Below are 26,180 nucleotides of genomic sequence, written 5' to 3' on the forward strand. Positions count from 1 at the left end.
GTGGTTTTGTGTCTAATTAACGGGTAAAGAGTCATTTTTACTCAAACAATAAGTATAAGTAATAAGCAGTGGAAGCAATATGATGAACCATTCCCAGCCTCAAGGCGCTGATTACAATTACACCGTTGTCCGCCAGTTTGCACTCACAACCGTTTTGTGGGGAATTATTGGTATGGCAGTGGGTGTATTGATCGCGGCCCAGTTAATCTGGCCACAACTAAACTTCGATACTCCTTGGCTTACATACAGTCGTCTCAGACCTCTGCATACTAATGCCGTGATTTTCGCGTTTGGTACTTCAGCACTTTTCGCAACATCCTACTATATCGTTCAACGCACATGTCAAACCCGACTTTTTGCACCCAAATTGGCTGCATTTACATTCTGGGGCTGGCAAGCCATCATTCTTTCGGCAGTGGTCACTCTGCCTCTGGGTATCACCAGTGGTAAGGAATACGCTGAACTAGAATGGCCAATCGACATCGCCATCACTATAGTGTGGGTTACATATGCGATCGTCTTCTTCGGTACCATTATTAAACGAACAACTTCCCATATCTATGTGGCGAACTGGTTCTTCGGTGCCTTTATTATCACTGTTGCCGTACTGCACATAGTTAACTCTATGGCTGTACCTGTCAGCTTATGGAAGTCTTACTCTCTATATGCCGGCGCGGTCGATGCAATGGTTCAGTGGTGGTATGGTCACAACGCCGTAGGCTTCCTGCTTACAGCCGGCTTCTTAGGCATGATGTACTATTTCGTACCTAAGCAAGCAGGACGTCCCGTTTACTCTTACCGTCTGTCTATTGTTCACTTCTGGGCGCTGATTGCTCTGTATATCTGGGCTGGTCCTCACCACCTGCATTACACTGCGTTACCGGATTGGACTCAGTCTCTGGGTATGGTGATGTCACTGATTCTATTCGCACCTTCTTGGGGCGGTATGATTAACGGTATCATGACCCTGTCCGGAGCCTGGCATAAGCTGAGAACCGACCCTGTACTTCGTTTCCTTGTTGTTTCATTGTCTTTCTACGGTATGTCTACCTTCGAAGGTCCTATGATGGCAATCAAGACCGTTAACGCCTTGTCACATTACACTGATTGGACTGTGGGTCACGTTCACTCGGGTGCACTTGGTTGGGTTGCGATGGTTTCCATCGGTTCTCTGTATCACCTCATACCGGTACTTTACGGACACGGTCGTATGTATAGCTCTAATCTGGTTAATGTTCATTTCTGGTTAGCAACTATCGGTACTGTTCTGTATATCGTATCTATGTGGATCTCTGGTGTTATGCAAGGTCTTATGTGGCGTGCAGTTAATTCTGACGGTACTCTGACTTATAGCTTCGTTGAAAGTATTGAAGCTTCATACCCATTCTACTTTGTTCGATTCCTGGGTGGCTGTTTCTTCGTAACCGGTATGCTTCTAATGGCATATAACGTGTTTAAGACAGTAAAAGCGCCTAAAGAATCTTTGCCTGCATTAGCAGAAGCATAAGGGGTAGAAACGATGAAATTTAATCATGAGTTAGTCGAGAAAAACATCGGTTTAATGGGTATTCTCACTGTAATCGCTATCAGTATTGGTGGTTTAGTGCAGATCACTCCCCTGCTGTTTCAAAAAGACACTACCGAGCCTGTTGATGGATTAATTCCATATACAGCTCTCCAAACTGAAGGCCGCGACATCTATATCCGTGAAGGTTGTTATAACTGTCACAGCCAGATGATCCGTCCACTACGTGCAGAGACCGAGCGTTACGGCCACTACTCAGTAGCCGGGGAATCTGTATGGGACCACCCATTCCAGTGGGGTTCTAAGCGTACCGGTCCGGATCTGGCCCGTGTAGGTGGTAGATACAGCGACAAGTGGCATGAAGTTCATTTGATCGATCCACGTGCTGTGGTTCCACAATCAAATATGCCTGCTTTTCCATGGTTGGCCGAGAACAAGCTTGATGGCAAGTTAACCGGTCAAAAAATGGAGATCCTTCGTAACCTTCATAAAGGTGGTAACAAAGGTCAGGACCTTTACACCGATGAAGAGATTGCGGGTGCTCAAAAAGCTGTCGAAGGTAAAACTGAGATGGAAGCACTGATCGCATATCTGCAGTCCCTTGGACATGCACTGAAATAACTAGGAGGCAATTATGGATTACGGAACTATACAAGGCATTATAACTATTGTCGTAATGTTAACGTTCGTAGGTATATTTGCATGGGCTTACAGCTCTCGTCGTAAAGATCAATTTGACGAAGCGGCTAACCTTGTTTTTTCAGACGATGAACTAAACAAGGGTTCAGGAGAACATAAGTGATGAGTAGCTTCTGGAGTATATGGATTACCGTACTCACAATCGTGGTAATCGTTGGATGTTTTGTCCTATTAAGAATTGCCTCTAAAAACAACACAGGTGTTGAAGAAGGCAAATCGATGGGTCACAGTTTTGACGGCATCGAGGAACTGAACAACCCACTACCTAAGTGGTGGAGTTATCTGTTCTATATCACCATCGTTTTTGGTGTTGTATATCTGGCTCTTTATCCGGGTCTTGGAAACTTTAAAGGTTTCTTAGGTTGGTCAAGTGCTAACCAAAGCATCGGAACCGAGAATGGTATTGTTGCCGACTCTAAGGCTGCGGTTGAACTGGCGGCTAAAGAGGGTCGCTGGGTTCAGTATGACCAAGAAGTTAAGCGTGCCGATGAGAAGTTTGGCCCTATCTTCACGGCTTATGCTGAAACGCCACTGGACGAGTTAGTTAAGAATGAAGAAGCACTGAAAGTTGGTGGACGTCTATTCTTACAAAACTGTTCACAGTGTCATGGTAGTGATGCTCGAGGCAGTAAAGGCTTCCCTAACCTGGCCGATGGTGATTGGTTATGGGGCGGTGAGCTTGCCGAGATCAAGACATCTATCATGAACGGTCGTCATGGCATGATGCCGCCTAAAGGTGGCCTTCCAATTGAAGACAGTGAAATCAAAGGCCTGGCTGAGTATATCACTAAGCTTGCAGGCCGGGATCACGATGCTGCACTGGCCGCTCAGGGGCAGGGTTCATTCATGAAGGGCTGCTTCGCTTGTCATGGTATGGACGGCTCTGGCAACAAGCTAATGGGTGCACCTAATCTGACGAACAATATCTGGTTATACGGTGGAAGCCGTGGTTCTATCGAACAGACAATCAAAAATGGTCGCAGTGGTGTGATGCCTGCTTGGAAAGATGTATTGGGTGAAGAGAAAGTTCACGTGATCACAGCTTACGTTTATAGCTTGTCAAACAAATAGTTACAACTAAGTAACAGGAAGGCCTCGATCTTATCGAGGCCTTTTTTTTAAGGTGCTAAATCACACTTTTAGCGGTAAAATAATCGCAATTATTATAATAGGTATGACAGATGAATAAACAACAAGCCTGGTATAAGCAGTTCTGGCCTTGGTTTCTAATTATTTTGCCTCTATGTGCTGTTCTGGCGAGTATTAACTTGCTCTTTCTCTCGATCGATAACAAAGACTCTCTCGTTTCTGAAGATTACTATAAAGATGGTAAAGCCATTAATATGGACCTTAAGAAAATTAAGCATGCTAAACAGCTTGGTATGCAATTTGAGCTTCTGGTTGATGATAATGAGATTACCATTACCCAACATGGTGGTGATTCATACCTTGCGGCCTTGAATGTCGAGTTTTTCCATCCCACCATAGAAAAACGTGATTTCGGCCAGGTTGTCACCGCCGACGGTGATAAATCATACCGGATTAAACTTGCCACTCCACTCGCCGGAGCCTGGGAGGTCAGATTAGAAGGTTTCGACCAAAGCTGGCGCATTCAAAAGCGGCTGGAGATTAAGGATGACGCTCAATACTGGTTGAACTAATTTGACAACCAGGTACTTGCCGGGCATTACAGGCGCCCTACTCTCATGCAAGAATACGCTTGTGTCGGGTATGTCTGTCTTACCTTCTCATAAACTTCTGCCGATTCCTCAGGGTAAATGATGACACAAGCAGAGTGCTTTCATTGCGGAGAGCCGGTCCTGACGGGCTCTCAATTTACAACTCATATCGATAATTGTGATCGTTTGATGTGCTGTCCCGGATGCCAGGCTGTTTCTGCGGCCATCATCGAGGCCGGGCTCAGTAACTATTATAAATATCGTACCGAACCGGGTAGTAAACAAACAGCGTTGGTCCCCGAGGAGTTATCGGCGTTTTCTGCATTTGATCTGCCTGAAGTTCAACAAGACTTTGTGCATAACGAGAGTGAAATATCACGGGTATCCCTCTCAATTGATGGCATTACCTGTGCAGCCTGTGCCTGGCTGATTGAGCATAAGCTCAAGCATGTTCCCGGTATCTGTGCTATCCAGGTTAATACCACGACACAGCGTGCCTTAGTCTCCTGGCTACCCGAGCAGATAAAACTAAGTGATATACTCGGTCAAATTAGTCAGATAGGTTATCAAGCTGCACCCTATCAGGTCGATGAACAGGAGATACAGAGCAAGCAAAATAGCCGCAAGTTTCTGTTGAGGTTGGGGTTGGCAGGCTTTGCCACCATGCAGGTTATGATGTTTGCCCTCGCCCTCTATGCCGGTTACTTTACCGAGCTGGAAGTTCAATATCGTGACTACTTTAGATGGGTGAGTATGATCTTCGCAGCACCGGTGGTTTTCTATTCGGCGCAACCCTTTTACTTTAGTGCTATTCGCTCCATGTTCAGTGGGCGACTCAACATGGATGTTTCGGTGTCCATCGCCATATTGGGCGCTTACATAGCCAGCTGTATCGCCACGGTCAATGCCACCGGAGAGGTGTATTTTGAATCTGTCAGCATGTTCACCTTCTTCCTCTTACTTGGCCGCTACTTCGAACAAAATGCACGACAAAAAGCCTCTGTCAGCTCAAGTAACCTGCACAAACTGGTTCCTTTAACCGCACACCTGATCACGGGCAATGACTGTGAGGAGGTTCCTGCTAAAGGACTTAAAGTCGGTGACATCATTCTGGTTAAACCCGGTGAGGTGGTAGCAGCTGACGGCATCATTATCGATGGCAGCTCAAGTTTTAACGAATCTATGCTTACGGGCGAACAGGTTCCGGTTATCAAACTTGACAGCAGTGAAGTCTATGCCGGTACGATTAATATCGAACAGCCGGTAAGAGTCCGGATCTCTGCCGTTGGTCAAGATCAACTTGTCGCTGAGATTATCCGCCTGCAGGAGTCCGCGTCCAACAACAAGCCTAAAGTGGCTCTGTATGTCGATACCATATCCAATTACTTTACCTGGGCCATTCTGACCATCGCCCTGCTAACTTACATCGTATGGAATTTATACTGGCCGGAAGATGCCTTTTGGGTCACTCTGGCCGTTTTGGTTGCCACTTGCCCCTGTGCACTGGCTTTAGCAACCCCGACAGCTGTAACTTGTGCAACCGGAATCTTTACCCGCATTGGTGTCATAGCCCGTAAGCCTGGTGTATTTGAAAAGCTGACACAAATAAAACATGTCGTATTCGATAAAACCGGGACACTCACCTGTGGCACGCTCACAGTCTCTGAGGTGGAAGTATATGGTCACCTGAAAAAAGATGAGGCACTAGCCGTTGCGGCTGCACTGGAAACGGGTTCTCTCCACCCTATAGCTAAGGCGTTTGAGCCATATAACCGGGGGCTGTTCGACGTCATTGAGCCACAGAGTGTTGTAGGTGCGGGCTTAACAGGCTTGATTGATGGGACTCAGTACAAAATAGGCAGTGCTGAATTTGTGAAAGCCAAAGATTGTGGAACCCAAGCCGTATTTCTGGCACAAGGCGATGAGTTATTGGCACGCTTCACTCTTATTGATGCTATCCGACCCGATGCCAAAGAGGCTGTAGCTACACTCACAGCTCAACGCTGTACGGTCTCTGTTGCCAGTGGCGACGCTTCCAACCATGTGGATGAGGTCGCTGAACGAATTGGTATAAAAAACATTTACAAAGGGTTAAAGCCGAACGATAAGTTGAGTCTTGTGCAAAAGTTTCAACAGATTGAGGGGACCGCCATGTTTGGTGACGGTATCAACGATGCGCCGGTATTAGCCGGTGCCAATCTATCGGTGGCTATGGGGAGTGGTTCGGCCATTACAAAAAACAGTGCGGATCTTATCTTACTTGGGGATCATCTATCACGCTTCAACGATGCGGTAACCGTAGCCAAGATGACAGAGAAGATCATAAAACAGAATTTATACTGGGCACTGGGATATAACCTGTTTATAATCCCGTTGGCCGTAACAGGCCATGTAGCGCCTTATATTGCCGCCTTAGGAATGTCAGCGAGTTCTCTGATAGTGGTCGGCAATAGTCTGAGATTGTTAAGGGTTCGTTTATGAGTATCATCTATGTGTTGATTCCGATAGCCATGTTATTTGTGCTTATTGCGATAGGGATTTTTTTCTGGGCAGTTAAATCCGAACAGTTCGACGATCTCGACAGGCAAAGCGTATCCATCCTGTTTGATGAAGATGAACAACCGGCTCCCAAATCAAACAATAATGAGTCCAAGCCCTCTTGATTGACTACAGCATAACCGGCGCCTTTCTTGTGGGGTTGATGGGGGCCGGCCACTGCATAGGCATGTGTGGCGGACTCGTTGGCGCTTTTTCATCCCAGCTCCCCCGCTCACCAAAGCAGAATCAATTTGCTACCCAGTTACGCTTTCTGCTTTCCTATAATCTCGGAAGAATCATGAGTTATGCCTTTGCTGGTGCCCTTGTTGGTGGCTCTGCCAGTGCATTAGGCATGTTGTTCGACCTCGACCTTTACCTTATCACCCTAAGGATTATTGCCGGCGTCATGATGATTGCTACCGGACTCTACATCGCACAGATCTGGTCTGGTGTGGTTCAGGTAGAGCGCTTGGGTATGCTGTTATGGCGTTTCCTGTCGCCCATCGCCGGCAAGATGGTTCCCGTAAAAAATCTACCCCAGGCGTTTATCGGCGGTATGTTATGGGGTTGGCTTCCGTGTGGTTTAGTTTACACTACATTAACTTGGGCTGTTGCAGCAAACTCCGCGATAGATGGTGCCTTAATCATGGCGTCATTTGGACTGGGGACACTTCCAGCCCTACTCAGTGCTGGAGTTGCCGCCAACGTATTTGGCCGCTGGGTTCAAAATAGAGCTGTCAGATTAGTCAGCGGCTCTGTTTTGGTCATATTTGGTTTACAAACTTTGTACATTGCAATTGCTCAGCTGAACTAGCTCAGCTTATTAAATTAGTTTACCATACGCGTAATAGAGAAATTTGAGAGACACTATGACAGACAACAATAAAAGTCGTCGTTCGACCGTTCCCGGATGCGCCATTCATTGTCATGATTGCAGTATGGGAACCTTGTGTATTCCTTTTACACTTAATACTACTGAACTCGATCGTCTCGATGATATCATCGAAAGAAAAAAGCCAATCCAGAAAGGTGAACAGATATTCAAATCTGGCGACCCTTTAAAGTCTCTTTACGCCATACGCTCAGGTACCATCAAAAGCTTTACCATCACAGAACAAGGTGATGAGCAGATAACTGGCTTCCACCTGGCCGGCGACGTCATAGGTTTCGACGGTATTCACTCTCAAGAACACCAAAGTTTTGCTCAAGCCCTTGAAACATCAATGGTTTGCGAAATCCCTTATACCACGCTCGACGATCTCAGTGGCACTATGCCCAAACTCAGACAACAGATAATGCGACTGATGAGTAATGAGATCCAAAGCGACCAAGAGATGATCTTGTTGCTTAGTAAGAAGAATGCTGAAGAGCGCCTGGCTGCCTTTATCAGTAACCTTGCCACACGTTTTGGTAACCGGGGCTTCTCTCCCAAGGAGTTCAGATTAACCATGACTCGCGGTGATATTGGTAACTATCTTGGCCTCACGGTTGAAACAATCAGCCGCCTGCTGGGCCGGTTTCAGAAAGCCGGACTCATTGAAGTTAAAGGAAAATATATCACCATAGTTAACTTCGATTCTCTCAATGCCCTCGCCGGTAATACTGCCATAGCAAGGTAATGATTTAAGAGACATAACGTTACATATCGTTATGTCTCTTTTACTTTTCGCTCATTCTATTCTCATTGACAACCCGGACTCATTTCCCGTTTCTGTTGCTCTGTTTAAGCGTAACTATTTGATTCAATCTCTCTCTAATTTGTTCTACTTCCCGTAAATTAATGTATAGTTAAATACATGACTCACAAAGCTTATTTTTATTAATATTCAATATATAGAAACCAGCTCCAACCTGGTGAGGAAATTCGGGCAATATTGATCTGAAACAATGTATTTTGCCCTCTGTAGCTCAATATTAAGTTAACGCATGAGAAAGAGGAATGATCATGAAGGACTATAAAAAGCTCTTAGTTGTCGTCGACCCAACCAGTGACAAACAACCTGCATTTGCTCGAGCCGTCGAACTTGCTTCAAAAAATCAAGCCACTATCACTGTATTTCTTTCAATCTTTGATTTCTCCTATGAGATGACCTCTATACTCTCCGGTCACGAGCGTGAAGCGATGAGACAGGGCGTTATTGCTCAGCGCAAAGCGTGGATTGAAGATTTAGTTGAAACTTATGCTAAGAGTGACAGTGTCATTGAGACTGAAGTTGTTTGGCATAATCGCCCGTTTGAAAGCATCATCGAACATGCCATTGCCGGTAATTACGATCTCATTGTCAAAGGAACTCATGAGCATGATAAGCTCAAATCAGTGATCTTTACCCCAACCGACTGGCATCTGATGCGTAAAGCTCCGGTCCCCGTACTCCTTGTTAAAGACCATGATTGGCCCGTTGCAGGCAAGATTCTTTGTGCGGTGAATGTGGGCTCTGAAGATGACGATCACCAATCACTGAATGGAAAAATCATCACACATGCTAAAGGGTTAGCCGAGAAGTTTGATGCTCAGGTGCACCTTGTGAATGGTTATCCTGGTACTCCGGTTAACTTAGCTATCGAGCTTCCCGATTTCGATGCACACACCTACAGCGAGACAATTCGCATGCAACATGAACAGCGGGTAAGTTCATTGGCGAATAGCTTTGGGATCTCGAACGATTTTTGCCACGTCAAAGAGGGGCTTCCGGAAGATGTTATTCCTGATCTTGCCCTCCAGCTTGATGCCGAGTTAGTCATACTGGGGACTGTTGGACGTACCGGCTTCTCTGCTGCTCTTATCGGTAACACCGCAGAGCACGTTATCGACAGCATCAACTGCGACCTGTTAGCCATCAAACCAGATGGTTACCGTTCACCACTGGAAGAGAGCTGAGGGCACGCTTAATCTTTTTTACGGTTAACTTTTAATATATACTACGCGCCCAGAATTCAAGTGTTACTAGGCGCGTTTTTTATGTCTGAAGATCTTTCCAAGCAGCAAACCTCTCGAATCAATAAGCTTCAGCGTAAGTTACGCGGTGAAGTCGGTAAGGCTATTGCCGATTATAATATGATTGAAGATGGTGATCGGGTGATGTGTTGCCTTTCTGGTGGCAAAGACAGCTATGCAATGCTAGATATTTTGCTGAACCTTCAACAGAGAGCACCAATTAAGTTTGAAATAGTTGCGGTCAACCTGGATCAGAAGCAACCCGGCTTTCCGGAAGAGGTATTGCCGGCCTATCTGGATACCCTGAATATCCCCTACCATATCTTGGAAAAAGATACCTACTCTGTAGTACGTGAAAAGATCCCTGAAGGGCAAAAAACCTGCTCTCTGTGCTCCCGCTTACGTCGAGGCACTCTGTATGGCTTCGCTCAAAAGATTGGCGCAACCAAGATTGCATTAGGACACCATAGAGACGACATCATCGAAACTCTGTTCCTGAATATGTTTTTTGCGGGTAAGCAGAAAGCGATGCCGCCAAAATTGTTATCCGATGATGGGGCCAATGTGATCATTCGTCCTTTGGCATACGCGCGTGAAAAAGATATTGCAGAATACGCAGAGCTCAAGGCTTTCCCAATCATTCCATGTAACCTTTGCGGTTCACAGGAAAACCTTAAACGTGTTGAAGTCAAGGAGATGCTTAAAGGGTGGGATGAACACCATCCAGGGCGGATTGAGTCCATATTCACCGCGATGCAGAATACCTCACCATCTCAAGGTGTAGATCGCGAGCAGTTTGATTTTGTTTCGCTTGAGCGAGATGCCGATGCTCCGCTTAAGGGGGAAGTCGCCGAATCAGAACTTCCGGCATTCGATTTTCTCGATGTCGCCAACAAGGGGCATATCGACCTCGATGCAGCGGCTAAGCGCAGAAGTGAAAATAAAATCGACGTAGTCAGTACTTATACTCCTTAGTTCAAGCGCTGCTAACTTCGGCATCACAAATCGTACAATTGAAAAGCCCGGCAGATGCCGGGCTTTTATGTTTACAGATACTATTAACCATTGGTCCAGGGACTGATTACTAAAGGTTTTGTATCGAACTCTATCTTGTTTAACGAGGTAATTTTGTCGCGGGGTAAACTAAGTACTCCGGTAACAACCTGCTCCAGACCGTCAATGGTTACGCGGACCTTTCTGTCCGGAGTAAATTCAAAGTTTAAGCCGGCAATATCTGAGCTGAAGTAACGCATGGGAAAACCCTGCATATCATTGAGTAGCTCATCCATCTCAGTCTGGATCTGTACTACCTCAGCTTGTAAGTATTGAACCTTAGTCTGTTTCGCCCTCACCTGCATGGCGATGCTACATTTACTGCTGTCACCATCGATATCGAGATTAACGAGTGCACGATCTGACTTCAACTTCTCATCATAGGGTAAGAAGATCCTTTGCCTGTCGGTTATCGTCAGCGGAAAGGACTCCTTTTCCGTCGTCAAGGTTCCACTCTTTACGATGCATGGTCCTGACATCGGGACGGAAAATGCAATTTCAACTAAGGGGTAGTGTCCCTTATTTACCTGTTTTAGTCTTTGATAAAAACCTTGATACTCCAGTGAGATAGGCGTTGCTTGCACAGATGTGCAAGCGATTAATAGACAGCTAAACAGAAGGCCTTTCTTCATGATTCTCCACCAAGTACTGTTTGTTTTGACGTAACATCTCCAGGAGCTCATCTATATAAGCTTCCTGACGTTCAGAATAGTTCACCAAGCCCCACACCAATTCACTGGCCTGAGGTTGTTTATTTTGTGCCCTCATATCGGCCCTGATGGACCGCAGTAACGAATAAGCCGCATTGGAGTTAAGGTTTCTCATGTAAGAAGCTACCGAGTCACCGACAGAATCAAATACAGCTACCTCATGAGACAGCCCTGCTGTCCGGGATTGTGGTACAAGACCGCAGCCTTTTTTAAAACACCACTGCCCAAAAAAGTTAAGGCCCTCTTTAGCAAAGCGCGAGCTGCCCCAACCTGTTTCATTAGCTGCTTGAATAAGCACCATAGATTCAGGAATGATATCGGTTCTTACCAGCAGGGTATCAAGGGTCGTTGTATTGATGCTTCTGGGTGAATACTGATACTTGTTTGCAATGGCTTCGATACGAAACTGCTCAGCCTGTGTCAGTGCTAAACCATCTTCCAGGTGCTGCTTTGAGCGCTGTAAAAAACGCCGCTCATCGCTGATGATCCCATTTTGTAGCCGAATCGATGGCCTAAGGAAATCAAAAAATGCTTGTTTCTTTTCACCAATATTAGTTATGGCCGAAAAGTCAGGGATAAGGCTAAGCGACTGTTTATTTTCTATTAAATCACCAACTTCATCTTTACTGGCCTTTTCAATTTCTATGAAAGTCAGTTTTAACACGATAATTAAAACAATGACGACACTGACCGCAACGGTTAATCTTCCTACTCTACCGGTTTTCATCGCTACCTCTGTTGTAGAAAACTGACAAGGATTATATGTCATATTTAACTAAACTACACATCAAAACAGGGTTTTGCGTTATAATCCAACTCGTTTTACATGAAATATCTCAAGGGTATTCAGGAAGGAAAGACCCGAATGCAAAATAGTGTGTTAAATCAATACGAAAATGTTGTTGCCGTAGGCGGTGGTCATGGCTTAGGACGAGTCTTGTCTTCACTGTCTTTTCTCGGGCCAAAATTAACCGGGGTGGTTGCGACAACAGACAATGGCGGTTCAACCGGGCGACTCAGGCAGGAGCAGGACTGCATTGCCTGGGGGGACATGCGCAACTGTCTCTCACAACTCGCTAACCATCCATCTATAGGCACCCTCTTATTCGAATATCGCTTCGATGGAGAGAGCGATCTTGCGGGACACAACTTAGGTAACCTCATACTGCTCGCCTTAGATCAATTATGTGTGCGACCTTTAGAGGCCGTGAACCTCATCAGACAGCTGCTTAAGATCGAAACCCGTGTGATCCCTATGTCAGAGGAGCCTACTCATCTTGTTGCTATAGAGGCTTGTGGTAACAGAATCTTTGGTGAAACCAACGTAGATAGCATGGATAAGCACCCGATGGCGCTCTCTTTAGAACCTATGGTGACTGCTACCTGTGAGGCTTGCGAAGCCGTATCGAAGGCGGACCTTGTCATTTTGGGACCGGGAAGTTTCTTAACCAGTATAATGCCTCCATTATTGTTACCCAAATTTGCGGCTGCACTGTCCAATTCCAATGCCGATGTCATTTTGATCGATAACTTAACCCGTGAACCCTCGCCATCGGCAGACTTTTCATTAGAGCAGCGAATCGATTGGTGTCATCAGGTATTGGGTGTAAAGGTGATTGACAAGGTGCTTTGTCATTCTGACAGGAGCTATCAAGAAGGAAAGATATTTTATCGCCCGCTTGTCAGTAAACATCATCCGGGTCTTCATGACAGAGTGGCCTTAATTGATGGCATCTCAAGCATGCTTGCTAAATCTGCAGTCTAGTTAACCAGCTGTTTATGTAATAAAAAGGACAGCTGCCGCTGTCCTTTATGGTTGATGATAAAAAAATCTGTATTTCTAGTTGAGTACCTTAGCGATAGCCTTACAGATCACAGGCATGTTGGCTTTGGTCATACCGGCAACACTTATCCTACCAGAGCCTACGATATATACCGCGTGCTGCTCTTTTAACTCTGCAACCTGCTCCTTGGAGAGACCGGAGAAACTGAACATGCCATTTTGTCTCGAGATGAAGCTGAAATCTTGAGTGACGCCTTCATCTTTTAGTGTTTCGACAAAGAGTGAACGCATCTTAGCGATGCGTTCACGCATCTCTTTAAGTTCTGTCTCCCATATCTTCCTTAACTCGGCATCAGCAAGAATGGTGCTGACTATCAAGGCACCGTGGGCAGGCGGGTTTGAATAATTACCGCGTATGGTACTTTTTACCTGACTGAATGCCTTGGCCACCGTTGTTTCTGAATCTGCGACTAAGGTCACCGCGCCAATACGCTCATTATAGAGACCGAAGTTTTTAGAGAATGAGTTAGCGATCAATAATTCAGGGACAGTATCAGCCACAATCCTTAGGCCTTGAGCGTCTTCATTAACACCGACGCCGAATCCCTGATAAGCAAAGTCGAATAGTGGCACTAATTCAAGTTTTAGACACAGATCGGCAATGGTTTGCCATTCACTTTGGTTCAGATCGATACCTGTCGGGTTGTGACAGCAGCCGTGTAGTAGCACAAGGTCACCCGCTTTCGCATTAGACAGATCTTCAAGCATGGCCTCAAAGTCTTTATCATGGCTCTCGGCATTATAATAGCGGTATTGCTCTATGTTAAGAGACGCTGATTTGAAGATGTTTTGGTGGTTAGCCCAGGTAGGATTGCTTACCCAAATGGTTTTTGATTCGGTATTACGGACAAGAAACTCTGCTGCAACTCTTAAAGAGCCGGTTCCGCCGGGTGCCTGAGCTGTCAGGGCGCGCTTATTTTTAACGACACTATGGTCAGCACCGAACAGTAACTCCTGAACCACACGGTTGTAGGCTTGAACACCTTCGATGCCCAGATAGCTTTTACTGCTTTCTGTGGCCAGTAACTTCTCTTCTGCCAATTTGACCGATTTCAAGATGGGTGTTGAGCCTGACTCATCTTTATAAATTCCTACCCCAAGGTTCACTTTTTCTGTTCTGGTATCGGCTTTAAATGCATCTGTTAGGCCTAAAATTGGATCTGCAGGAGCAAGTTCAACCTGGGTAAATATCATGACGGCTTTCCTAAAATATTTGAATGTAGGGATGTTTCGGCTCTATTTATACCATTGTCAGTAAACATTCGATAGTGAGTTTTTGTAATACAATGAAAAATAGTTTTCTACTGACATAACTGACAATTTTCACAGGTTTATTTGTGAATTTGATAATATTAAGTGGTGATTACTGATAAATGTTTAACTTGCGATGTAGGTTATCTACTGGTCTACATGATCTCTGAATTTCAGATACAAAAAAGCCCCAACAATTGTCGAGGCTTAGATGCTCACTCTCTAAGAGAATGATGGTACCCGAGGCCTTGAATGGGCTCGTGTAATTCAACGGCGCGAGGGATTTTAAATCCATATCGTTACATTCACTTTTTTCAGATACAAAAAAACCTCAACAATTGTCGAGGCTTAGATGCTCACTCTCTAAGAGAGTGATGGTACCCGAGGCCGGACTTGAACCGGCACGCTTATTCAGCGAGGGATTTTAAATCCCTTGTGTCTACCAATTCCACCACTCGGGCAAACTCTGTGACTCTGATGATACATATCATTGGTAGTTGATACTGCTTGCTCCTGTTAAAGAGACAAACTCATCATAATCGAATATGGAGGCGCGACCCGGAGTCGAACCGAGATCGACGGATTTGCAATCCGCAGCATAGCCATTCTGCCATCGCGCCATATTTTTAATCTTCGTAGAAGATTTGGAGCGAACTTCCTCTAATAGAGAGTGGGTTCGAACCGGTTCTTGCTTTAGGCGTGCGGTATACCTAAAAGGATGCCTGCTATTTCAAGAGAAGTTGGAGCGACATATCGGGTTCGAACCGATGACCTATACCTTGGCAAGGTATCGCTCTACCAACTGAGCTAATGTCGCTTAAATCTTTCGTATCAACATTATCTGTAATCACTACCAAAGGTATCGCACTTTAACCTTTAGCAACTGAGCTAATGTCGCTTATCAACTTTTCATACTGACTTAAAGCCTGCTAAACACTGCCGCTCTAAGAAAGTGTGGCTACTTTAACGGATTTCTCAGGTGAGTCAACAGCAAGTTTTGTCTTTTTGATTCAGTTGATTGAAAACCATTCGCGCTGGTTCGTTTTCTCTACAAGGTGTTGATATTGTAGGCGGGATTGTTTTTGTGGCGCGCCCTCACCTGACTGGTTTTCTGGTAATAAATAAGTCCACAGAATCGAATTAAGAACTGTAGGTGCTATAAAGTGATAAAGTGGCAACGTCATACACAAAAAAGCCCCAACATTTGTTGAGGCTCCTATGTTGATTCTTTACTGAATTATGGTTGCGGAGCTAGCATTAACATAGTCACATGATGATGGAACTGCATCTTTAGTTGCGACACTGCCAGTGCATCCAGTTAAAGGGGTTGCGATTACTACAACAGATAATAACTTTTTATAAGCTAATCCCGTAGTACCTGTTCAAGTCTGTTACTCGATACATATGAAACACGGTATCTACAGTTTCACCCTTGCACTCATAGTAATCATATGTAGCGCTTAACTCTAACCCCTCACGCCGATTAGTACTTGTAGTGTTACACCTCATCTGCCGAAATCGTTTGTAAATCCACAGCGTCTGCCAGGACTCGTCATTAATCCTATAGTTACCTTCGCTACTGCGCTCGGGACTGGTTTTATCAAAGATCATGTTTTTCTCCTTTCGTTAGGAGAGAGCATACAAAAAATATTTTTGGCAAGATTATTAACGTCTTTAGTTATTCATAATAAAAACTTCCGAAGAATTAACTAGCAAAACAGGTGCAATGGGGGGTGGACCATACCGATATTTAGAAACAGGAAAGCAAAGAGATTATAAAAAAGTAACTGATGTTGTTAAAAGCAATGACTAAAAGTGGCAACCGAGGCCGGACTCCAATGCCTGTACACCCGAATCGAGTATTTCAACGGCGAGATGGATTTTGCTTTCTAACTATATCGTTGAATTTTGAATACAAAAAAGCCCCAACATTTGTTGAGGCTTTTTGCTCATTCATTAAAGAATGATGGTACCCGAGGCCGGACTTGAACCGGCACGCTTATTCAGCGAGGGATTTTAAATCCCTTGTGTCTACCAATTCCACCACTCGGGCAAACTCTGTGATTCTGATGATACATATCATTGGTAGTTGATACTGCTTGCTCCCGTTAAAGAGACAAGCTCATCATAATCGAATATGGAGGCGCGACCCGGAGTCGAACCGAGATCGACGGATTTGCAATCCGCAGCATAGCCATTCTGCCATCGCGCCATATTTTTAATCTTCGTAGAAGATTTGGAGCGAACTTCCTCTAATAGAGAGTGGGTTCGAGCCTGTTCTTGCTTAAGCGTGCGGTATACCTAAAAGGATGCCCGCTCTTTCAAGAGAAGTTGGAGCGACATATCGGGTTTGAAACAAATTACCGATATCCTATACCTAGGTATCGCGCACTTGACTTAAATAAAGAATCAACTGAGCTAATGTCACACCTTCTAAAGATTTGGAGCGACATATCGGGTTCGAACCGATGACCTATACCTTGGCAAGGTATCGCTCTACCAACTGAGCTAATGTCGCTTAATCTTTTAAACATTCAATCAAGTTTGCATCTCTGCTTTCCCCTGACTGCGGAATGGCATTCTACCGATTTGGTCATCATAGTCAATCAAGAAAAGCAGATAAAAAGCTGTTTTTGAACTGAGTGTTGCAAAAATAGGCTCGTATCGGCTCCCTGTCCAGGTTTGATTCCACTGCCGATGCTTGTCAGTTGAAAACAAAAAAGCCTCAAATCATTGAGGCTTTTGTTACAGACATACTTAGTGCTGATTTAGATCATGGTTAGCTAAGTGGCAGAGATTGGTAGTTTAGTCCCAACATCTTCTGCATTACACCAACAACCTGACAGCTATATCCAAATTCATTGTCGTACCAGACATAAAGAATGGCGCGGTTATCTTCGGCAATCGTTGCATGGGAATCTACGACACCCGCATAGCGCGAACCAACTAAGTCACAAGAAACAATCTCTGTAGACTCGGTAAAATCAATTTGATTTTGCAGTTCAGAGTGAAGAGACATTTCACGTAGGTATTGATTGACGTCCTCTTTACCGTTTGTAGAGCTATCCAGGTTTAACGTGATAATGGCCATAGACACGTTTGGAGTAGGTACGCGGATTGCGTTGCCTGTCAGCTTACCTGCCAGTACCGGAAGTGCTTTAGAAACGGCCTTTGCAGCACCTGTTTCAGTAATAACCATGTTCAACGGAGCACTACGGCCACGGCGGTCGGCTTTATGATAGTTATCAATCAGGTTTTGGTCGTTGGTATAGGAGTGAATGGTTTCAACATGGCCATTGGTAATGCCATATTTGTCATTCATCGCTTTCAATACCGGTGTGATAGCGTTGGTTGTACAGCTCGCAGCCGAAACAATTCTGTCTTCGGGTAAGATATCAGACTCGTTAACACCATAAACGATGTTCTTGATCTCACCTTTAGCCGGTGCAGTTAATAGCACTTTCGAAGCACCATTAGATCTCAGGTGAAGGCCTAAACCATCTTCATCTTTCCAGATCCCTGTGTTATCGACAACTAACGCGTCATCAATTCCATACTTGGTGTAATCGACTTCATCAGGAGAGTTTGCATATATCACCTGAATGTAAGTACCGTTGGCGATAATTGCGTTGTTTTCTTCATCCACCTCTACCGAACCGTTGAAGGGTCCATGTACAGAGTCTCTTCTTAATAAGCTGGCACGCTTCTCAAGGTCACCCTTACGGCCACCACGTAGGACGATAGCACGTAGCCTAAGCTTGTTGCTGACGCCTGTTCTTTCAATCAATAATCTTGCTAGCAGACGGCCAATACGACCAAAACCATAGAGTACAACGTCTCTTGCTTTTTCCGTATCTTCATGATCGATGCCGGCAGCAAGTTCACGACTCATATAGGCTTCGATACCATCTATTGTATCGTTTTCGCGCCAATACTTAACGGCCAGTTTACCTATATCAACTTTACACTGTTTTACTGCTAACTTGCTCAGTGCTTCTACAAATGGAAAACTTTCACGTAATCTTAGTTTGTGTCCGATATGACGACGCACAAGACGGTGAGACTTGATGATCTCTATCGTAGATGCGTTGAGCAGTGGCTTACCGTATAGAACGACTTCGACACCTTGATTACGATATAACTTACCAAGCAAAGGCTGCATAGCCTCTGCCATTTCGAAACGTTCTTGCCAGCTTTGTAGGTGTTTATCAGCGCTCATTTACAGATCCTTTATCTCACTATTCTGCTTTTTTTTTGCAGAAATGATTGAGTAACAAAAAGAAAAGACCAATACTCTAATTATTGGTAGGGATAAATCCCTTTTGGTCGGCGCTATTGTAATGAAAAGTTGCCTGTCAGGCCAGTAAGATATTCTTTGTAAGGTTGTAATTTTATTAGCAAAAAGTTTGCTTTGGAGCCTGTTTTGAGAAGAAATCTCGTAATCTTTACATCATTTATTAGCTTTACCGCAATTTCGGCCCTTTCGGGCTGTGATAATGGTGTGAATACAGGCACGATCTGTAAAAATAATCCTGAACTTTGTAGTGATTTACACAAAGATAGCTGGTGTAGGTATGAGAAAGCAGACCTTATCGAGAAAAGGTATAAGCTCAAGCACACGGCTACTCCAACGGGTAAAGAGTTGTATCACCATTTGCTCGTTTTAGAAAAGTACAGTAGTTGTATCGAACTTGCCGCTGGCGTCCAGCATATTCTCCACCCTGAGCGTACCAATGACCGAGTCCGTGCATTTGGCCTAAGTGCCCAAAGCCTCGCACAGTTGCAGGAAACAACCAAAGGTAGCAAAGATCTCTATCTCGCCTTTTATCACTGGACCCGATTCAATGATGAAAAGGCTCAGGCTATCGTGCTCAAGGCTGAAAAAGAGCAAAGAATCGATGATATCGAACTGCTCGCCAGGATTGCGTCCTATTACCAGAAATTCGATTCTAAGAAGGCCAAAGAGGTTTATCTTGCGGTTTTCGACTTGAGTGATGAAGATAACTTTAATCCTGACTGGCTGCTGGGTTTAGCCAACGCATATCAAAAATTAAATGATCCTGAGCTCACCTACCTCCTCTCTCGTGCAAATGTACTGATGACCGACAACAAGGTATCGGAAAAGAAGATGATGGGACTAATTAGCAATGATGAGTCAGTAAAAGAGGTGCTGGATGATCTGGCCGATGATCTTGTTGATGAAATTGAGTCAGGAGATTTTAAAACCAGCACCATCAGGACCATGTTGGAGCGAGATAAATCTGCACTTTGATCTATAGTTGTTATACATCCAGGAGATTAGAACTCTATAAAGCGACGGTGTCCATATTTTAAGCTGCCACTGTGGTTATGATTTCATGAAATTATTTGAAATACGTTGTTTTTTATCTTGGCAAGATGTCTGCCATAACGAATATTTTTTACAGCAAAACTGTTGTTAAATGCAAAAAGCATGACCGTTGTAAAAGAAATACCGAAAATGTTAACGATTGATGGCCTAAATCAGGGATATTGCTTGACGAAAGCTGTCAGTTTGGTAATTTTACAACCAGAAATTATTTTTACATTCACCAGAGGGATATGAGATGACTATCCGCGTTGCAATTAACGGCTATGGCCGTATCGGACGAAACGTTTTACGTGCACTTTATGAAAGTGAAAAAGACTATCCAATCCAGATTGTTGCTATCAACGATCTGGGAGATGCGTCTATTAACGCTCACCTGACCAAATATGATTCTGTTCATGGTCGTTTCAACGCAAAAGTTGAAAACGACGATGAAGCTATCTACGTCAACCAAGACAAGATCCTGACCTTCTCTGAAAGAGATCCAGGTAAACTTCCTTGGGCAGACCTAAATGTAGACGTTGTTTTTGAATGTACTGGTATATTCACTTCAAAAGAAGCGGTACAACCACACATCAATGCAGGTGCTAAGAAAGTTATCATCTCTGCTCCTGGTAAAAACGTCGATGCTACTGTTGTCTACGGCGTAAACAACGATGAAATAACTGGCGATATGACTGTTATTTCAAATGCTTCTTGTACGACGAACTGTCTTGCACCATTCGCTAAGCCATTAAACGATGAGATCGGTATCGAATCTGGTTTGATGACAACGATTCACGCTTACACGAATGATCAGCGTCTGTCAGATGTTTACCACACTGACCTGCGTCGCGCCCGCGCCGCCGCTATGTCAATGATCCCAACTAAAACTGGTGCAGCAGCTGCTGTTGGTTTAGTTGTACCAGAACTTTCTGGTAAGTTCGATGGTCTTGCAGTACGTGTACCTACAGTAAACGTTTCACTTGTTGACCTTTCATTCGTTGCTGCTCGTGATACGACTGTTGAAGAAGTTAATGCCATCATCGAAGCTGCTGCTAAGCAATCTCCGATGAATGAAGTGTTAGCGGTTAATAATGAACCTCTGGTTTCAATTGACTTTAACCATAACCCATTCTCTTCAAACTTTGACGCAACTCAGACTCGTGTAAACGGCCGTCTTGTTAAAGTTATGGCTTGGTATGATAACGAATGGGGTTTCAGTAACCGCATGTTAGATAATGCTGTAGCCTTGATGACTGCGAAATAATTTCGATATCGTCAGATTTATAAAGCCAGCCTTAGGGCTGGTTTTTTTATGTCATAACATATTCAAACCGGCAAACAGTATAGACGCCATTAGGGCAAACAGAGCTCAACTATAGCACCTTGAATTGATATGCATCCCTGCCTAAAGATTTAGCTATATACATCAGATGATCGGCCTGATTAATCAGGTATTGATGATCCAGCGGTCCGGAATTGCTGTAGATGGCCCCAAGGCTGATACTTACATGGTGATTCACACCATCTATTGTAAACTCTCCGGCAGATACACACGTCTGTACACGCTTGGCTAAAGCATTAGCTTCCTTAGCGGTTCGGTTACACAAATATATGCAAAACTCTTCACCGCCGATTCTCGCAAATGTCGAATCATCAGGAATACTACTAGCCACAAGTTCTGCAATTTGTTTAATTATGTGGTCGCCTACTGAGTGGCCGAAGTTATCATTAATCGATTTAAACTTATCGATATCGAAGAGAAGCAAAGTAAGACTGGTCTGCTCCGCATTCATTTGACAGGACTCTTTCAGACTGGCCATAAAATGGCGCCTGTTATAGATACCTGTAAGTGAGTCAATTGAGGCCTGATGTTGTAATTCGTGATTTAGTTGTCTCAGCTCGGCGGTGCGTGACGCTACGGTTTTACGTAGTTGAAGAATATAGAGCAGAGATAACCCTAATAGTAGTGAGAAAACAAATTGAAATAGGTATTTAGGGTATACCGTTTCAACATGAAGCCATTTACGTTGTATACGCTCTATATCAACTTCGGGTATCTTGTTCATGCCGGTTTCTAGAACTATTCTTAGCTTGTGGTTGCCCTCCTTAACAGCTGGTCTCACTTTTGCGCTATACAGATGCTTGACAGGGGAGAAAGCGGACGGCTGCTCTGATGTGTAGAGATAAAAGTTAGCGACCTGAAAATCTGCTACAAATGCGTCTAACTCACCGGAGAAAGCACTTTTTAACATGATCTCATTGTTCGAGTAGGCTGTAACTTTAACTCTGGGGTAGTATTGCTTTATAAAGCTCTCTTCATAACCGCCAGACACTACCCCTACTTCACCGTACTGTAGAAATTGCTCTACATCCATCCCAAGGTGATCGGCTGAGAAAAAAAGCTGCGTATCTATCTCGATAATCTCCTCCAGATAATCAAAATGGATCTCTCTGGATTCAGACCACAGCAAGCCGGCGTGGACGTCAGCCTCGCCTGAGCGAACAAGTTCGAGTGAATCATTCCAGTCAGTAAGAATAAACTTGACCTTAACCCGGTTTACCCTGGCATACTCCTTCCATATATCGATGAGTAAGCCCTGCGCCTCACCGGAATCATCAATATATGAAAATGGTTTCCAGGCCTTTGAATTAGCAACGATGAGCGTATTAGCCTCAGACACATTGCCATCTCCACTCACCGGCTGCCCGGCTTGCGAATGTGATGAAGTTAATGCAATTAGAATGGCAAACAGCCATGTTTTTTTAATCATCTGTTTAGCATCTCACTCTAAATTTTTGGTGAGCCTGTATTGGAAACCGAGTGTTATCTTTATCCCTTAATCATCAGGATGCCTTGCTATATGAAATGAAAATGACAGTTAGCTTAAAAGAATATCTTACCCCACAAATGATAACGATTATCCTTATGATTTGCTTATTAGAATTAGTGCAAGGATAGTAATAAGCATAATATTTAGTTCTAACACACGGCCCAGTTTTGTCTAGCATTAATTGATATAGATCAATAAAACAATAAAACAATAAAACGAGGCATCACCGATGAAAGGAAAGGTAAAAGTTACAACGGCACTAAACCAAATTTTAGTGCTTGAACTCACATCGATTAATCAATATTTCTTACATGCTCGAATGTTTAAAAATTGGGGACTTGAGGAACTCGATGAAAAAGAGTACAAAAAGTCTATCCTCGATATGAAGCAAGCCGATGATTTGATTGAACGCATCCTGTTTCTGGAAGCATTACCCAACCTGCAGCAACTTAATAAATTGCGTATTGGTGAACATACTCAAGAGATGCTTGAGTGTGACAAGATCCTCCAGGAGGAGCAAATTGCAGAGCTTCGTAGCGCGATTTCGCTTTGTGAAACGGAACAGGATTATGTCAGCAGGGAACTATTGGATGGCATTTTAGAATCAGAAGAAGACCACCTCGATTGGATAGAATCACAAGAGTTCCTTATCGGTACAACCGGTATCGCAAATTATCAGCAATCTATGATGGAGGATTAACATGCAAGGCAATCAAAAGGTTATAGACCACCTCAATCAGCAGTTAACTCTTGAGTTAACCTCGATGGACCAATATCTTGCTCACTCAAAAATGTACGAAGACTGGGGGATAAAAAAGTTACATGAACGCCTCTCCCATGAACATGAAGAGGAACTGGACCACGCTAAACGATTAGCTGAACGGATTCTCTTCCTCGAAGGAACTCCCGATACCGCATCGCGCCTTCCAATTAAGGTTGGCAGTAATGTAAAAGAGATGCACGAAAATGACCTGGAAGCCGAACGAGTCGTTGCCGCAAGCCTGACAAAAATTATCGCTATCTGTGAAGAAGAGAAAGATTATGTCAGTCGCGAAATTTTAGAAGACTTGCTTGAGGACACTGAGATGGATCATATCTACTGGCTTGAACAGCAACTTGGCCTGATCGATAAGGTAGGTATTCAAAACTATATCCAATCACAGATGGGAAGTCAGGATGGATAAACGGTAACTAAAAGATGAGAGAGGCTAGTACCACTCTCATCTTTTTACCGAATCTAGTTAAGCACAACATAACCACGATTAATCATACAGTTTTTGATAACAGTTTGTTTTTCCTGCTCATAGTTTGCAGTATTTTGCCTGTTAGCGCGACTCTTCCCGAGCACTCCACCGACAAGACCAACAGCAGCGCCGGTTTTGGCACCATCTGTGCCGGAACCACCGGATATCGCACCTGCTGCAGCGCCTAAGGCGGCCCCTTTAGCTGCACCTGAAACAGCACCACCTTGAGCACTCTGTTTTTGAGCTTGTTCGGAAAGTTCGGTACACTCATGAAGATCAAAGATGTAATCTTTCTCGTCTACACCCTTCTTATCCACGATTATGTTTGCGGAAACGGAAGCCTGAAATGAAATTAAGCCAATAAACAGTATAAACTTTTTCATAATATCCTTACCAATACAATGATGCACTGAATGAACACTTGTTACTACTAGAGTGTAGACAATCAGTTTACCCCTTGTTGGCTGAATTTAGACTGAATGATAAGTTTATCGCCCTGCTGCGCAGAAAAGGCCGGACACTCTCAGCCTTCCCTGCTATCGCTCAGGTGACTGGAGTGGCTTAACTCATACACAATCGAGGTGTTGTCTGTTTCTGGGCTGCAGACCAAAGTTTTTCGAATCAGAAACGTTTAATACGAACGACCTTCATCACTTCAATGTCAAACCCGGCAACTTTCTCTGTTTCTGGGTAATAAGTCATGTTGACTCTATTGCCCTTAAGACATTTAAATTTTTTGGGACGTCTGAATTTAAACGGTGCATCGCACCCCTCAATCATAACCGTGTGTTGTACCCACTCCTCAACATCTCGTTGTGTATGAGAAACGATCTTCACGCCCTCTGAGTGGACCAGATTATCGTGAGTAGAAAGCATCTTATCTAATTTAGACTTCATCACTACCTCCCTTTAAGCAATCATAAATAATAGCAAGGGAATGGCCATTTATCACTATTTGACTCAAACACCTCCAATATTATGGCTGTTTTGTGTTTACCAGGATGCTATTACGAATGCTTGTGTTGAATGATGTCGCTCCATGACTATGAATATCATCAAATATGGCTAATGCCAGAGCTGTTAAATATTAAGAAAACTTTGAGCAAGTTAAGAGATCATTAAACAAGTCTTACATGGCAAAGGTGCCATAGAGCTGCCAGCTATATTCCAGAGTCATACGATTAACAGTAGCGATCTCTCATCCAGCCGTAGTGGTAGTATCCCCATTGCCCGACTCTTCGCAATCTTGGTAGAGGGAAATGTGGTAAGGGGTTTGTGTAGAGTGGAAGTGAGGGAAGCTCCACCCCGGCAATCGACTGAGCCAGCCGAAAGCCGGCTTGTGCACTGAAAGAGACGCCTGCACCACAATAACCCAAACTGTAGCCACTCCCTCCCCGCGTATAGACATGGGGCATATCGTCTATGGCTGCGGCTATCCAGCCTGTCCAGGAATGGGACAGGGGTTTGTCGGCAATCGAAGGAAAACACTGGCCTAAAGCATACCTCAGCCGTTGCGTATAAATAGGATCTGCAGCATCTTTACCATATATGGCGCCGCGTCCGCCGAACAGCAGCCTGTTATCCGGCAGCAGACGGTAATAATATTTAAGTATCCGTGTATCCATTGTCACTTGCCGTGTCCTGAGTCCCGCATTCAGTAACTCCTCTTGACTCAGTGGTTCTGTGACTATGATGTTGCTCAATATTGGAAGAAATTTGCTATCGATACGGGGATTAAACTCCTTGGGTGTATATGCATTACCCGCTGTTATCACCTTATTTGCCAACAGTTCGCCTTGTTCGGTGATAAGTCTGTGCCGACCACTCTCCTCTATCCACTGTTTTACACAGCTGTTCTCATATATAGTTACCCCTTGGTTCTCAACCATACGTTTATAGCCAAGAACCAACTTAAGCGGATTGAGTCCAAAACCATCCTTCAGCCTTAATGCACCAAAAGCTTGATGATGATCCATAAACTCATCGGCCAACCTGACCTTAGATATAAACTCGGCTTCACCACCGAGGTGGGTACTAATATACTGTGCGGCGCCGCGTAATAAATTTAGGGCCTTGTGGTTATGTGCAACCTTAAGATATCCCTTCTCCTGTGGTTCGCAATCTATCTCATGGGTGCTGATGAGTCCGGAGACCCTATCAACCGCTTGTGTGAACTCATCGTAGATCCCCTTAGCCGTATCAAGATCCCACCGCTTCGCCATCTGCGAATAACCTAAACGACCTGATCCCTTGAGCACGAAGCCTGCATTTCTCCCGCTGGCACCAAAACCTACGCTGTTAGCCTCGATGACACAGCAATCTATGTTGAAGTGGCTTGCCAGATAATAAGCCGTAAGCAGCCCGGTAAACCCGGCTCCGATAACGGCAACATCAGTTTGAATTGGCCCGGCAAGATGCTTATTAGCCCCCGGCTGGTTTATCGTAGTAGACCAGTAGGAGTCCGGCCAGTTCTGATTGGCCGGTGAGTCTGCAACTAATGGGTCATAATGGTTAGGATTCATAGATACCTTGGCTGCAAC

At 44.4% G+C, this 26,180-nt stretch carries 24 protein-coding genes and 6 tRNA genes; 16 read left to right on the top strand and 14 right to left on the bottom strand.

What is annotated here, in order from left to right:
* Positions 1-79: 79 nt before the first annotated feature.
* The 11 genes from ccoN to ttcA all read left to right on the top strand — a co-directional run bounded on the left by ccoN (position 80) and on the right by ttcA (position 10,351).
* Positions 80-1,507: a cytochrome-c oxidase, cbb3-type subunit I gene (ccoN, locus tag Q1B47_RS08980; protein WP_299791986.1), complete on the top strand. Its 1,428-nt coding sequence runs from the start codon at positions 80-82 to the stop codon at positions 1,505-1,507.
* Between the two features lie 12 nt (positions 1,508-1,519).
* Positions 1,520-2,146, top strand: coding sequence for a cytochrome-c oxidase, cbb3-type subunit II (gene ccoO, locus Q1B47_RS08985; protein WP_299791989.1), 627 nt, complete (start codon positions 1,520-1,522; stop codon positions 2,144-2,146).
* A 13-nt stretch (positions 2,147-2,159) separates the two neighbouring features.
* Positions 2,160-2,327: a cbb3-type cytochrome c oxidase subunit 3 gene (locus Q1B47_RS08990; RefSeq protein ID WP_012142557.1), complete on the top strand. Its 168-nt coding sequence runs from the start codon at positions 2,160-2,162 to the stop codon at positions 2,325-2,327.
* The gene (gene ccoP, locus Q1B47_RS08995) at positions 2,327-3,295 is read left to right on the top strand and encodes a cytochrome-c oxidase, cbb3-type subunit III (RefSeq protein ID WP_299792002.1); all 969 of its coding nucleotides are present in this window, start codon (positions 2,327-2,329) and stop codon (positions 3,293-3,295) included. The genes Q1B47_RS08990 and ccoP overlap by 1 nt, the downstream gene beginning before the upstream one ends.
* A gap of 110 nt (positions 3,296-3,405) precedes the next feature.
* Positions 3,406-3,885 (top strand): FixH family protein, encoded by a 480-nt coding sequence (locus Q1B47_RS09000; protein WP_299792005.1) that lies wholly within the window; start codon positions 3,406-3,408, stop codon positions 3,883-3,885.
* 120 nt (positions 3,886-4,005) lie between these two features.
* Positions 4,006-6,384 carry a heavy metal translocating P-type ATPase metal-binding domain-containing protein gene (locus Q1B47_RS09005; protein WP_299792008.1) on the top strand — a complete coding sequence of 793 codons (2,379 nt, stop codon included), beginning with the start codon at positions 4,006-4,008 and terminating at the stop codon, positions 6,382-6,384.
* Positions 6,381-6,566 (top strand): cbb3-type cytochrome oxidase assembly protein CcoS, encoded by a 186-nt coding sequence (gene ccoS, locus Q1B47_RS09010; protein WP_299792011.1) that lies wholly within the window; start codon positions 6,381-6,383, stop codon positions 6,564-6,566. Before Q1B47_RS09005 ends, ccoS begins: the two co-directional genes overlap by 4 nt.
* The gene (locus tag Q1B47_RS09015; RefSeq protein ID WP_299792014.1) at positions 6,563-7,255 is read left to right on the top strand and encodes a sulfite exporter TauE/SafE family protein; all 693 of its coding nucleotides are present in this window, start codon (positions 6,563-6,565) and stop codon (positions 7,253-7,255) included. The genes ccoS and Q1B47_RS09015 overlap by 4 nt, the downstream gene beginning before the upstream one ends.
* Before the next feature lie 55 nt (positions 7,256-7,310).
* A complete protein-coding gene (gene etrA, locus Q1B47_RS09020) occupies positions 7,311-8,060 on the top strand; it encodes an electron transport transcriptional regulator EtrA (RefSeq protein WP_299792017.1) in 750 nt (249 codons plus the stop codon).
* Between the two features lie 326 nt (positions 8,061-8,386).
* Positions 8,387-9,319: a universal stress protein UspE gene (gene uspE / locus Q1B47_RS09025; protein WP_299792020.1), complete on the top strand. Its 933-nt coding sequence runs from the start codon at positions 8,387-8,389 to the stop codon at positions 9,317-9,319.
* 81 nt (positions 9,320-9,400) lie between these two features.
* A complete protein-coding gene (gene ttcA / locus Q1B47_RS09030; RefSeq protein ID WP_299792023.1) occupies positions 9,401-10,351 on the top strand; it encodes a tRNA 2-thiocytidine(32) synthetase TtcA in 951 nt (316 codons plus the stop codon).
* Positions 10,352-10,434: 83 nt separating this feature from the next.
* On the opposite strand, the gene Q1B47_RS09035 is transcribed toward ttcA, so the two are convergent.
* Both Q1B47_RS09035 and Q1B47_RS09040 read right to left on the bottom strand, forming a co-directional pair.
* A complete protein-coding gene (locus tag Q1B47_RS09035; protein ID WP_299792026.1) occupies positions 10,435-11,061 on the bottom strand; it encodes a DUF2987 domain-containing protein in 627 nt (208 codons plus the stop codon).
* Positions 11,039-11,866: a glucosaminidase domain-containing protein gene (locus Q1B47_RS09040; protein WP_299792029.1), complete on the bottom strand. Its 828-nt coding sequence runs from the start codon at positions 11,864-11,866 to the stop codon at positions 11,039-11,041. The genes Q1B47_RS09035 and Q1B47_RS09040 overlap by 23 nt, the downstream gene beginning before the upstream one ends.
* A gap of 138 nt (positions 11,867-12,004) precedes the next feature.
* Between Q1B47_RS09040 and yvcK the strand changes: the two genes are divergently transcribed.
* A complete protein-coding gene (yvcK, locus tag Q1B47_RS09045) occupies positions 12,005-12,904 on the top strand; it encodes a uridine diphosphate-N-acetylglucosamine-binding protein YvcK (RefSeq protein ID WP_299792032.1) in 900 nt (299 codons plus the stop codon).
* Positions 12,905-12,979: 75 nt separating this feature from the next.
* Here the strand turns inward: yvcK and Q1B47_RS09050 are convergent, their stop codons facing one another.
* From Q1B47_RS09050 to Q1B47_RS09085, 8 genes are all read right to left on the bottom strand, one after another.
* Positions 12,980-14,176: an amino acid aminotransferase gene (locus Q1B47_RS09050; protein WP_299792035.1), complete on the bottom strand. Its 1,197-nt coding sequence runs from the start codon at positions 14,174-14,176 to the stop codon at positions 12,980-12,982.
* A gap of 432 nt (positions 14,177-14,608) precedes the next feature.
* A tRNA-Leu gene (locus tag Q1B47_RS09055) sits at positions 14,609-14,694 on the bottom strand.
* 85 nt (positions 14,695-14,779) lie between these two features.
* Positions 14,780-14,853 (bottom strand) — tRNA-Cys (locus Q1B47_RS09060).
* A gap of 121 nt (positions 14,854-14,974) precedes the next feature.
* A tRNA-Gly gene (locus Q1B47_RS09065) sits at positions 14,975-15,050 on the bottom strand.
* A gap of 1,150 nt (positions 15,051-16,200) precedes the next feature.
* Positions 16,201-16,286 (bottom strand) — tRNA-Leu (locus Q1B47_RS09070).
* An 85-nt stretch (positions 16,287-16,371) separates the two neighbouring features.
* A tRNA-Cys gene (locus Q1B47_RS09075) sits at positions 16,372-16,445 on the bottom strand.
* A 230-nt stretch (positions 16,446-16,675) separates the two neighbouring features.
* Positions 16,676-16,751 (bottom strand) — tRNA-Gly (locus tag Q1B47_RS09080).
* Positions 16,752-17,012: 261 nt separating this feature from the next.
* The gene (locus Q1B47_RS09085) at positions 17,013-18,452 is read right to left on the bottom strand and encodes a glyceraldehyde-3-phosphate dehydrogenase (protein ID WP_299792039.1); all 1,440 of its coding nucleotides are present in this window, start codon (positions 18,450-18,452) and stop codon (positions 17,013-17,015) included.
* A 204-nt stretch (positions 18,453-18,656) separates the two neighbouring features.
* Here Q1B47_RS09085 and Q1B47_RS09090 point away from each other — a divergent pair, with 204 nt between their 5' ends.
* Entirely contained in the window at positions 18,657-19,505 is an 849-nt protein-coding gene (locus tag Q1B47_RS09090) for a DUF2989 domain-containing protein (protein WP_299792042.1), read from the top strand.
* A 313-nt stretch (positions 19,506-19,818) separates the two neighbouring features.
* Positions 19,819-20,829 carry a type I glyceraldehyde-3-phosphate dehydrogenase gene (gene gap, locus Q1B47_RS09095; protein ID WP_299792045.1) on the top strand — a complete coding sequence of 337 codons (1,011 nt, stop codon included), beginning with the start codon at positions 19,819-19,821 and terminating at the stop codon, positions 20,827-20,829.
* 109 nt (positions 20,830-20,938) lie between these two features.
* Here the strand turns inward: gap and Q1B47_RS09100 are convergent, their stop codons facing one another.
* Positions 20,939-22,336 (bottom strand): diguanylate cyclase, encoded by a 1,398-nt coding sequence (locus Q1B47_RS09100; protein ID WP_299792048.1) that lies wholly within the window; start codon positions 22,334-22,336, stop codon positions 20,939-20,941.
* Between the two features lie 289 nt (positions 22,337-22,625).
* Between Q1B47_RS09100 and bfr (Q1B47_RS09105) the strand changes: the two genes are divergently transcribed.
* The gene (gene bfr / locus Q1B47_RS09105; RefSeq protein ID WP_299792051.1) at positions 22,626-23,096 is read left to right on the top strand and encodes a bacterioferritin; all 471 of its coding nucleotides are present in this window, start codon (positions 22,626-22,628) and stop codon (positions 23,094-23,096) included.
* A gap of 1 nt (position 23,097) precedes the next feature.
* A complete protein-coding gene (gene bfr / locus Q1B47_RS09110) occupies positions 23,098-23,580 on the top strand; it encodes a bacterioferritin (RefSeq protein WP_299792054.1) in 483 nt (160 codons plus the stop codon).
* A gap of 53 nt (positions 23,581-23,633) precedes the next feature.
* Here the strand turns inward: bfr (Q1B47_RS09110) and Q1B47_RS09115 are convergent, their stop codons facing one another.
* The 3 genes from Q1B47_RS09115 to Q1B47_RS09125 form a co-directional block, all read right to left on the bottom strand.
* Positions 23,634-24,023, bottom strand: coding sequence for a glycine zipper family protein (locus tag Q1B47_RS09115; protein ID WP_299792057.1), 390 nt, complete (start codon positions 24,021-24,023; stop codon positions 23,634-23,636).
* 238 nt (positions 24,024-24,261) lie between these two features.
* A complete protein-coding gene (locus tag Q1B47_RS09120; RefSeq protein WP_299792060.1) occupies positions 24,262-24,537 on the bottom strand; it encodes a hypothetical protein in 276 nt (91 codons plus the stop codon).
* Positions 24,538-24,821: 284 nt separating this feature from the next.
* Complete coding sequence (locus Q1B47_RS09125) at positions 24,822-26,162, bottom strand: FAD-binding oxidoreductase (RefSeq protein ID WP_299792064.1); 1,341 nt, start codon at positions 26,160-26,162, stop codon at positions 24,822-24,824.
* Between the last annotated feature and the right edge of the window lie 18 nt (positions 26,163-26,180).

This window comes from uncultured Shewanella sp., assembly GCF_947501225.1.
Lineage (GTDB): Bacteria > Pseudomonadota > Gammaproteobacteria > Enterobacterales > Shewanellaceae > Shewanella.